The organism is Mycobacterium venezuelense (genome assembly GCF_054919535.1).
The window spans coordinates 1-1,273 of record NZ_JBONDW010000050.1; the positions used below are offsets into that span (position 1 = coordinate 1).

At 63.6% G+C, this 1,273-nt stretch carries 1 protein-coding gene; it reads right to left on the minus strand.

Annotated elements, in window-relative coordinates:
* Nucleotides 1-1,175, minus strand: a 1,175-nt coding sequence (locus tag ACRCUN_RS34125; protein WP_462146021.1) for a WXG100-like domain-containing protein, incomplete at its 3' end; no start/stop codon positions are given.
* Nucleotides 1,176-1,273 lie beyond the last annotated feature (98 nt).

Here is a 1,273-nt window from a genome sequence, read left to right on the forward strand (position 1 = left end):
TCGTCGGCATCACTCGTGGTGTGGTCGATGCCGTGTTCGGTGCTGGGGTCTGTTGACTCGGCTGTCGTGGGTGCATCGGCGGAGGCAGTTGACGGGCTGCGTTGTGCTGCTGGGGTGTTCGTGGTCTTGGCGCTGGAGGGCGTCCCGTCGGGAACTCTCGCACCAGTGTGTCCGACCGGCGATGGGCCGGCCGTCTTGTTGTCGTTGTCTGTGTTGTGGGCGGCGTCTGGTTGACCTGACGGTCCGCCGTCGTCGTTTGGTCCCACTGGTCCCGCGTCTGCTGGCGGGAGGAACCCTTTGCCTGGCGGCGGGCCGGTTTGCGGATCGGAAGGATTACCGGCACCGTGGGTTGAGGCGATACCGGCGCCGCGCAACCCGCCAAGGCTGGAGAACGCAGATCCAGCCAGAACCGACCGCCAGTCCAGTTCACCACCGACCGCAGCGGTGCCCGCCAGATTCCCCACCACACCAGCCGAAAAGAACGTCGTGGCGCCTTTGGCCGCGGCACTCCACCTGTTGGCAGCAGGACCGAGCATGTGCCCCACGGGAACGGCGGTCGCACCGCCCGCCGCGCCCCCGACGGCCGATGCCACTGCTGTTTGGCGAATCAAATTCTGATCGAAACCGGCGCGGTGGCCGTTGTTGATCTGGATGCCTTGAGCGATTCCCTCCTGAGTCAACCCGATGCCGAGCTCTTGGAACGCCTCTTGGACAAACTCATACAGAAGCCGACTGACCATCGTGCGCGTGAACATCTCGCGCAACCTGGCGGCCAGACGCTCCAACACTTCCAGCACCACACGGCGTATCGCCGCCATAGTCAGTGCCTCGATGGCCGGTATTGCTGCGGTGGACGCACCGAACGTGGGACCAGACATCGCCAGACACCACGAGATCTCGACCGCGGCGAGCGCCAAACCCACCAGAATCGACAGCTTGGCGTACTCAATCTCGACCCCGAGATTGCCGGCACCGTCACCAAGCGCTGAAACCGCCTCAGACAGTTTGTCGACCGCATGCTCACCGTCGAACAGCATGGCGAACTGGTCGTCTGCGGCCTGGGCGGTCTCCCCGAACAACACCGACAAGGTCTCGTTGCGCACCTTGTTCAGGTCAGGGATCAGGCTTTCGAGATCGCGGGCAGCGTTCTGATAGTGCTCGCCAATGCGAAACATGCGAGTCTCACTACCCTGCGGCCACTCCCCACCGGCAAGGTACGACACCCACTGCAGGCCAGGCGGAATCTGAATATCCATAGAAACCTAGATGCGGC